Here is an 8,911-nt window from a genome sequence, read left to right on the forward strand (position 1 = left end):
TCAGTATGCGTTGTGTTAAATCCAGAGACGCACTGCACACCGACTATCTACTTTCTGAAAGCATTACCGTGAAAACTCTACGCGCACTCGCCGCCACCTTGGCAGCAGCCCTTGCCCTAGCGGGCTGCTCTGCTGCGGACCGGCCGGAAGGGGAGGACAACGTCCTTACCTACCTCGAGCCGCAGTTCTTCCGCACGCTCTACCCGCCGGCCGCGGGCTTCTACCCCAACGGTGGCGTGGTCAACCAGCTGACCGACCGCCTCCTCTACCAAGACCCCGAGACCCTCGAGCTCTCGCCGTGGATCGCCACGGAGATGCCCAAGGTTAACGAGGATGCCACGGAGTACACGTTTACTATCCGCACCGACGTGACCTACTCCGATGGCTCTCCTTTGACCGCCGAGAACGTCGTGGCCAACTTCGATCTCTTCGGGCGCGGTGACAAATCCCGCACGCTGACCAGCTCCGAGCAGATCGCCAACTATGACCGCGGCGAAGTCGTGGACGAGGACACCGTGAAGTTCTACTTCACTCAGCCCTCCCCGGGTTTCCTCCAAGCCACCTCCGCCTATAACGCCGGCCTGCTCTCCGATTCCACGCTGGCCTTGGACAACGAAGGCTTTGGCCCTGGCAACGCGGTCAACGTCATCGGCTCCGGGCCCTTCGTAGTGGAGTCGGAAGAAATCGGCACCGACCTTAAGCTTAAGACCCGCGAGGACTATGACTGGGCCCCGCCGGCAGTCAAGCACCAAGGCCGTGCGGAGATCGACGGCGTCCACTACATCCTCGCCGCCGAGGAATCCGTGCGCACCGGAGCAATCCTTTCCGGCCAGGCCGATATCGCTCGCCAGATCTCCGCTCCGCAGGAGCCGCTGCTTGAGGAACAGGGCATCAACATCATTGCCCGCGGCACGAACTCCATGAACAACCAATTCGCCTTCCGCTTCGATCACCCGTTGCTGCACGATAAGCGCGTGCGCGAGGCCATCATCCACGGCGTGGACCGCGAGGAGATCCTCCGCGTGCTCTTCTCCGAGTCTTATCCGCTCGCCACCTCGACGGTGGCCGAGACTGGCCTGGCCTACAAGGACCAGTCCGCCGCCTATACCTTTGACCTGGAGGAATCCAAGCGGCTTCTCGACGAGGCCGGCTGGGAACCCGGGCCGGATGGCATCCGCGTCAAGGACGGCCAGCGCCTCGTCCTGCGCACTAACACCGCCTTGCCGCAGCCGCGTTCCAAGGAAGTCATGACCATGGTGCAGGACCAGCTGGGTGAGCTGGGCATCGGCATCCAGGTCAACGCCGGTGACCAGGCCACCCAGAACGCCGATGCCAAGGACATCAACAAGGTGCAGATTTACCACTCGATGGTCGGTCGCGCCGACTACGACGTCATCACCTCGCTCTATGGCATCAACAACCGCGATGCCTTCCTCAACCAGGACGCGGAGGGCAATCCCATCGACGAGCACCTGCAGGAGCTTCTCGACGCCGTCCTCGATACCCCCGATAAAGAAGGCCGCATCAATGCCACGGAAGAGGTGCAGGACTACCTCACGGAGCAGGCCTACGTGCTCCCGCTCTTCGAGGAACCTGTGGTCTACGCCGTGCGACCGGGCATCACTGGCTTTAGCCCGGAATCGGTAGCGCGCCCGTGGTTCTACGAGGTCAGCATCGACGCCGCGCCATCGGATGAGGAGGAAAAATAGATGACAACCCGCCAGATCTTCAGCCGCATTGGGCAGGCTCTCCTCGTGCTGCTCATTACTTACACCGTGGCCTTCCTGCTTCTTTCGGCGCTGCCGTCGGATGCCGTGCAGTCCCGCTTCGGCGATCCCGCCCTGGGCCTATCCCAGGCGGAGATTGAGGCTATTCGGGAGGAGATGGGCGTCGACAAGCCGCTTGTAGTGCAGTACTTCACCTCCCTGGGCGGCTTCCTCACCGGGCACTTTGGTAACTCCACGCAGTCCGGCGCCCCGGTGGCTACGCTGCTTGCCGACGCCCTTCCCCACACCCTCATCCTGGCCATCAGCGCCATCGGCTTGGCACTCATCGTGGCCGTATTCGTCGCCTTCCTTGCCACGCTGCCCGGTCTCGGCGCCATCGGCTCCTTCTTCCGGGGTCTGCCTTCCTTCATGGTCTCGCTGCCCGGCTTCTGGATCGCGATCCTGCTCATCCAGTTCTTTTCCTTCCAGCTGGGCTGGGTGCGCGTTATCGAACCTGGGTCTGTCGAAGGCCTCATCCTGCCGACCTTGACGCTGTCCGTGCCCATGGCCGCACCGCTCATCCAGGTTCTGATTCGCTCCATTGATGAGACGCAGTCGCGGCCCTTCGTCCAGGCGGTGCGCTCTCGTGGTGCCTCGGAGTCCTGGATCTTCTGGCGCACCGTCCTGCGTAATTCGCTGCTGCCTACCTTGACCATGGCGGGCCTGCTCTTTGGTGAGCTCGTCGGCGGTGCCGTGGTGACCGAAACCGTCTTCGGCCGTACCGGCTTGGGCTACATGGTGGCCCAAGCGGTGGCTAACCGCGATACCCCGGTGCTGCTGGCGGTGGTTCTCATCGCCGCAACTTCCTACATCATCATCAACCTCGTCGTGGATCTGCTCTACCCGGTACTGGATCCCCGCCTGCGCGCCGGTTCCCCGAAACGCCGCGCTGCCGCCACTGAAGAAAGGACGGTGCGCTCATGAGTGTGACGTTCACCAAACCCCTGCGAACCTCGCGCCGCGCTCCCGCGGGGCAGGCCAACCCATGGCTCGCGCCGGGTTCCGTCATCGCCATTATCGTCCTCGCGGTGGCGTTCTTGGCCGCCCTGTTCCCGAGCCTGTTTACCTCGGCTGACCCGTACGCGGGCACCGACGTAGCCCTGTTGGCGCCGGGGGAGTCCGGCCACCTCATGGGAACGGACGCGGTGGGCCGCGACCTGTATGCGCGCATCGTCTACGGTGCCCGCCAGTCGTTGCTCGGCGCGCTGATCGCCGTGGCTGTCGGCCTCGTCGTCGGCACGCTGATCGGTCTTCTCGCCGGCTCCCTGCGAGGAGCGGTGGATAGCGTGCTCATGCGCGTCGTCGACGTGCTGCTGTCCATCCCCGGCATCTTGTTGTCGCTGTCCATCATCATCGTGCTGGGCTTCGGCTCGGTGCAGGCGGCGGTGGCCGTCGGCGCGACCTCGGTCGCGACCTTCGCGCGCCTGGCCCGCTCCCAAGTGATCTCCGTGGCCAGCTCGGACTACATCGAGGCCGCATACGGCGCTGGCGCCACCCACGCCACCGTGCTCTTCCGCCACATCCTTCCCAATTCACTCACTCCGGTTATCGCCCTGGCTACCCTGCAGTTCGGCACCGCGATCCTGCAGCTGTCCATCCTCGGCTTCCTGGGCTATGGCGCCCCGCCGCCGACCCCGGAATGGGGCCTCATTATCGCCGAGGGCCGCGACTTCATGGCCACCGCCTGGTGGCTCATCATCCTGCCCGGCATTGCGCTGGTCGCCGTGGTGATGTCCGCCAACCGCCTGTCCCAGAACTTCCCCGTGGAGGCCTAACATGACTGTTATAAAAAATGCAGCGCAGCCCCTGCTCAGCGTGCGGGATCTGAACGTGTCCTATTCGACCGCAGGTGGTGACGTTTCCGCCGTGCAAGGCGTCAACCTCGAGGTTCACCCGGGGCAGATGACCGCCATCGTGGGCGAGTCCGGCTCCGGCAAGACCACCTCCGCCATGGCAGCCATCGGCTTGCTGCCCTCGAATGCCACCATCGATGCCGGAACCATCACCTTCGATGGCCGCGATATCACTTCGCTGCGTCGCCGCGAGTGGCGTGAGCTGCGTGGGCGGCGCATCGGCCTCATCCCGCAGGACCCGAACAACTCCCTCAACCCGGTGCAGACCATCGGCGCCTCGGTGGAGGAGGGGCTGCGCATCCACAAGGTTGGTACTGCGGCCGAGCGCAAGGCTAAGGCGTTGGAGTTGCTGGAGCGCGTCGGCATCGATGACCCTGCGCGCCGCTATCACCAGTACCCGCACGAGCTGTCCGGCGGCATGAAGCAGCGCGTGCTCATCGCCGCCGCCGTGGCGCTGGAGCCCGACCTCATCATCGCCGATGAGCCCACCTCCGCGCTGGATGTCACCGTGCAGAAGATCATCCTCGACCTCCTCGATGACATGCGCGCGGAGCTCGGCATGGGCATCCTCTTCATTACCCACGACCTCGCCGTGGCCGGTGACCGCGCCGACCGCGTCGTGGTCATGGAGTCCGGCCAGCTGCGCGAGGAGGGCCTAGCCGCCACGGTGCTGACGAACCCGCGCCACGACTACACCAAACGCCTGCTTGCCGACGCCCCCTCCCTCACCGTCGCCGACGCCCGCACAGCAACCACCGGCGCTGTTGCGAAGGCTGGCGCAACCGCTGAACGCGCTTCTTCTGTTCCCCACGTCGCGGCGACTGCTCGGGATGCCGGCGAACCACTGGTGCGCGTGGAAGGCCTGACCCAGCGCTTCGGCGACTTCACCGCGGTCGATGACATCTCCTTCACCGTGGCCAAGGGATCCACCCACGCCATCGTGGGCGAATCCGGCTCCGGCAAGACCACGACGGGGCGCAGCATCGCCATGTTCAACACCCCGACATCGGGCAACATCACCGTCGGCGGGCGCGACATCGTGGGTCTGCGCGGTAAGGCCTTGCGCGAAGAGCGCAACAACATCCAGCTGGTCTACCAGAACCCCTATGGCTCCCTGGACCCCAAGCAGACGATTGGCCAGACGGTGGCGGAGCCGCTGCGGAATTTGAAGGGGGAGCGTGCAAGCGCGGCCAAGGAAAAGGCCAAGGAGTTCTTGGACCTGGTGGCGCTGAACCCGGACTACTACGACCGCCGTCCGCGCGAGCTCTCCGGCGGTCAGCGCCAGCGCGTGGCGATTGCCCGCGCCATGATTGTAGAGCCGGAGCTGGTCATCCTCGACGAGGCAGTCTCCGCCCTCGACGTCACCGTGCAGGCCCAGATTCTGCGGCTGCTGGCCCGGCTGCAGGAGGAGCTCGGTCTGACCTACATTTTCATCTCGCACGACCTCGCGGTGGTCAACCAAATCTCCGATACCGTATCGGTGCTCTCGAAGGGCCAGCAGGTGGAGTGCGGGCCTACGGCAGAGGTCTTCAGCAACCCGCAGTCACCGTTTACCCGGAAGCTCATCGAGGCCATCCCCGGCTCGCGCTACCGCGCCGGCGACCTCAACCTGGGCCTGTAGCCTGGGCGAAAACGAAAGGATTAATTCATGGCAGACATCATAAACCTGTTGGCGGGTGTTGAGGGAGACGTGGCTCAGCTGCGCGAGCGCCGGCCCGAAGCAAAGGAGAACGCACAAGCCTCCTTCGCCGCGCTCCTCGAGCCTTCAGCGCCCGGCACGTTTAGCTATGCGGAGCGCTACGCTATCGCGACGTTTGTTGCGGGCGTGTATCAGGCGGCTCCTGCCGTCGCCTTTTATTCTGACCTGCTGGCGGAGGAATCGGAGGAGCTCGCCGCCGAGATAGCCCGCGCTGTAGAGCGCGGCATCACCAGCGGCCCGTACATCGATGGCGGCTTCACGCTTTTCGAGGGCTCACCGCGCCTCGCCGCCGCCCTTGACTTCGCCCACCTTCTGGTCTTCCACCCCAAGGACGCCTCCCCGGCTGCGATTGGTCACCTGCAGGCGGCCGGGTGGTCCAACGATGACATCGTGACGCTGGCGCAGCTGGTCAGCTTCCTATCCTTCCAGCTGCGCGTGGTGTACGGCCTCTCCGTGCTTGCCGGTGCCGCGCAGCCCGCGCCCGTGACTGAGGCGCCGCGCCCCACCCAGACCCCGGAGTGGGTGCCGGGGGAGGGGACGTTGGTGCCGGACGTCGTCAAGCCGCAGGGCTTTGTGGCGCACTCGCTGGGCTGGAAGCCCTGGGTGCCGCCGCAGCCGAAGGAGGAGTTCACGGACGCGCAGCGTGATGCGCTGATTAAGCCCGAGCGCATCGACATGGAGTACTTCCGCCTGCTAGCCCGCGACCCAGCAGCGCTCAAGGCGCGCACGCTCACGGACCTGGACATCTTCTACAACACCGACGGCGGCCTCGGCCGCGCCGAGCGTGAGCTGGCCGCCACGGTAGTCTCGCGCCTCAACGGTTGCGAGTACTGCGCGTCGGTGCACCAGCAGCGCGCGAAGGAGGAGGGCGGTGACGCCGCGGCGATTGACCGCCTGCTCGAGGAAGGCGTAGATGCTGACCTGGGCTCGGCGCAGTGGTCTGCCATCCGCGATGCCGCTCTGGCCCTGACCGAGTCTCCCTTTGCGTTCGACGCCTCCCACGTTGAGCGCCTCGAGGCCGTGGGATTCGATACCCTAGCCATCATCGATGTCATCAATTCCTCCGCGTTCTTCAACTGGGCCAACCGCCTGATGCTGACGCTGGGGGAGCCGGATGTACCGAAGCGTTTCCGCTAACGAGAAGGAGGAACAACCATGGTGAAAACTGCCGTTGTAACTGGTGCGACGGGTGGAATGGGCGCGGAGATCATCAAGGATCTTGCCCGGGACCACCGCGTGTATGCCCTGGGCCGGCGCGCCGGGGAGCTGCCGGAGGCGGAGAACATCGTGCCGGTGGAAATCGACTTGCTGTCGCTTCTCGACGGCGCAGCGCTCCCCACCGAACTGGCTTCGCTTGAACGCGTCGACGTGCTCGTGCATGCGGCGGCGCGGGCGGATAAGCGCTCTGTGGAAAGCGCTAGGCCAGAGGATTGGCGCGCGCAGATGGACCTCAACGTGCACGTGCCAGCCGAGCTGACCCGCCAGCTTCTGCCCGCGCTGCGTGCGGCGGAAGGGCTTGTGGTGTTCATTAACTCCGGTGCCGGCATTCACTCCTATGGTGACAACGTCATTTACGCCGCCACGAAGCATGCTTTGTACGCGCTTGCCGACGGCTTGCGCCTCGGCGAGCTCGGCATCCGCGTGTCCACCGTCGCGCCGGGCCCGACGGATACCCCGATGCTGCAGGGCCTGCAGGACTACAACCCGGAGCATGTCATCGCCCCAGTCGAGGTGGCGAAGGCTATCCGCGCCACCGTTGATGCCGGCCCTACCACGCAGCTCACTGAGATCCGCGTGCGCCCACGCATTGAGCTAAACCAGCGCAAGTAGGTGGCGCGTTTTCTCTCAAGATGCGAAAAACCCAGCACACGGTACAGTTATGAGGCGTGTCCACCTCTCAACGCCGCCGCCCCGCCTATTTGGTGATCGCGGATTCGCTGCGGAGCAAGATTGAATCCGGCGAACTGAAGCCGGGTGATCGCTTCCCCACGGAGCGGGAATTGGTTCAGGAATACAAGGTGGCGCGCATGACAGTGCGCCACGCCCTGGACATCGTCCAGATCGAGGGACTTATCGACCGCAAGCGCGGGCGCACCGGCGGCACCTTCGTGCGTGCCACCCCGCCGACGTTGAGCCTGACGAGCGGGCGCAGCGCGCTTGACCAATTACGGGAGCATGGTCTTGAGGTTGAGGTGCGGGTGCTGTCGCTGACGCTTATTGAAACACCCGGGCACCTCGCCTCCACCTTTGGGATTGAAGAAGGCGATGCCGTGTGGGAATGCCGCACGGTGCAGATGACTGAAGGATCGCCCATCATGGCCTCCACGCTTCTTATCCCGCAGGCCTTGGCACCGCGCCTCACGGAAGAGGAAATGCAGAAGCCGCTGACTGAATTATTGACGGAGCTTGACCTGGCACCCGTATTTAAGCGGGATTCTCTCGTGGCCGCCACCGCGCGCACGGAGGAGCAGAAAGCCCTGGGCGTTGGACGCAACCAACCGGTCTTGCGCATTACGCGAACCGTCAAGGCAGAGGGCGGTGTCGTAGCTGCCCAGTTGGAAGAGACCCTGCGCCCCGATGCGGTCACGGTGGAAGTTGTCATCGGCGAGGACCCCACGCCGACCCTCGACTAATCACTATGAGTCTGCGACCCTGCGGGGGCAGCCGTCATTAGGTGTGTCCCTTTGGGGAGGCGTTAAAGCACGCCAACTCGTCAGCCATCTTTCGGTTGGCGGGTTTCGTTCTTTAAGGGCTTAACCGGCTCTTCCGGTTTTGGGGTGCGTAGCGGGGTGAGGTAGAGCTCGACGGGTTCGGCGGGTCACCACAACATGTAGGGGTCCCTGGTGTGAAGATGAAAGTTCCTACACAACCATCTAAACCCACCAGGAACCCGTACTGTGAAGCCTACTGGAAACCTCGTTGCTGACACCATCTGCCGTACCGCGGAAATCGGACTTGCCATCACCGGTGCTGCCGATGCCGGAGCGTTGACCATCATTGAGGCTACGCCAGTAGCCGTTAGCGGCGTGTGCCCGGACTGCGGACAGTCAGGAAAGCTGCGCGACCACATCACCCGTCGACTCGTTGATCTTCCTGTCGTTGGATTCCCCACTAGGCTGCACGTAAAAGTCCCCAGATTCTTATGCACAGCCGACTCATGCAAGAGGAAGATCTTCCAAGAATCTTTAACCTGCGCGGATGACGGCGCCAAGCTCACTTATCGGGTCACCCGCTGGATCTTGCAGCGCCTCGCTATTGACCGGATGAGTGTGTCAGCGACCGCCAAAGCACTCGGTGTGGGCTGGGACCTGGTCAATAAAGTCGCACTAGATGCCTGCCGCCAGCTTGTCTACGGCGACCCTCACCACCTAGACGGAGTTCGCGTCCTTGGAGTCGATGAACATGTATGGAAACACACCAGAAAACCAGGCCAGGCATCAAACCTGGTGACCATACTCGTTGACCTCACCCCGCTGGTGGACGGGCGTGGGCCTGCACGCTTGTTAGACATGCGACCGGGCAGGTCCGCAGACGTGCTCAGCGGGTGGCTTAAAGAGCGCGACCCCAGCTTCCGGGAACAGATACAGGTGGTG

Annotated in this window: 8 protein-coding genes; all 8 read left to right on the top strand. The window is 64.0% G+C overall.

Translation table 11 applies throughout. The features are described 5' to 3' along the window. Positions 1–5 precede the first annotated feature (5 nt). A complete protein-coding gene (locus tag HMPREF2993_RS10815; protein WP_141758296.1) occupies positions 6–1,709 on the top strand; it encodes a TIGR04028 family ABC transporter substrate-binding protein in 1,704 nt (567 codons plus the stop codon). Further along, positions 1,710–2,690 (top strand): ABC transporter permease, encoded by a 981-nt coding sequence (locus HMPREF2993_RS10820; protein WP_070511974.1) that lies wholly within the window; start codon positions 1,710–1,712, stop codon positions 2,688–2,690. Continuing rightward, positions 2,687–3,541: an ABC transporter permease gene (locus HMPREF2993_RS10825; RefSeq protein ID WP_070702321.1), complete on the top strand. Its 855-nt coding sequence runs from the start codon at positions 2,687–2,689 to the stop codon at positions 3,539–3,541. The genes HMPREF2993_RS10820 and HMPREF2993_RS10825 overlap by 4 nt, the downstream gene beginning before the upstream one ends. Position 3,542: 1 nt before the next feature. After that, a complete protein-coding gene (locus HMPREF2993_RS10830) occupies positions 3,543–5,240 on the top strand; it encodes a dipeptide ABC transporter ATP-binding protein (RefSeq protein ID WP_070702323.1) in 1,698 nt (565 codons plus the stop codon). Positions 5,241–5,267: 27 nt separating this feature from the next. Continuing rightward, a complete protein-coding gene (locus HMPREF2993_RS10835; RefSeq protein WP_070702326.1) occupies positions 5,268–6,455 on the top strand; it encodes an alkylhydroperoxidase domain protein in 1,188 nt (395 codons plus the stop codon). 18 nt (positions 6,456–6,473) lie between these two features. Next, complete coding sequence (locus HMPREF2993_RS10840) at positions 6,474–7,148, top strand: SDR family oxidoreductase (RefSeq protein ID WP_070511984.1); 675 nt, start codon at positions 6,474–6,476, stop codon at positions 7,146–7,148. Positions 7,149–7,204: 56 nt separating this feature from the next. Next, positions 7,205–7,951 carry a GntR family transcriptional regulator gene (locus tag HMPREF2993_RS10845; RefSeq protein WP_046647316.1) on the top strand — a complete coding sequence of 249 codons (747 nt, stop codon included), beginning with the start codon at positions 7,205–7,207 and terminating at the stop codon, positions 7,949–7,951. Positions 7,952–8,215: 264 nt separating this feature from the next. Beyond that, a partial coding sequence (locus HMPREF2993_RS10850) for a transposase family protein (RefSeq protein WP_141758298.1) occupies positions 8,216–8,911 on the top strand: 696 nt, incomplete at its 3' end.

Source organism: Corynebacterium sp. HMSC068G04 (genome assembly GCF_001814885.1).
GTDB classification, from domain to species: Bacteria; Actinomycetota; Actinomycetes; order Mycobacteriales; family Mycobacteriaceae; genus Corynebacterium; species Corynebacterium hiratae.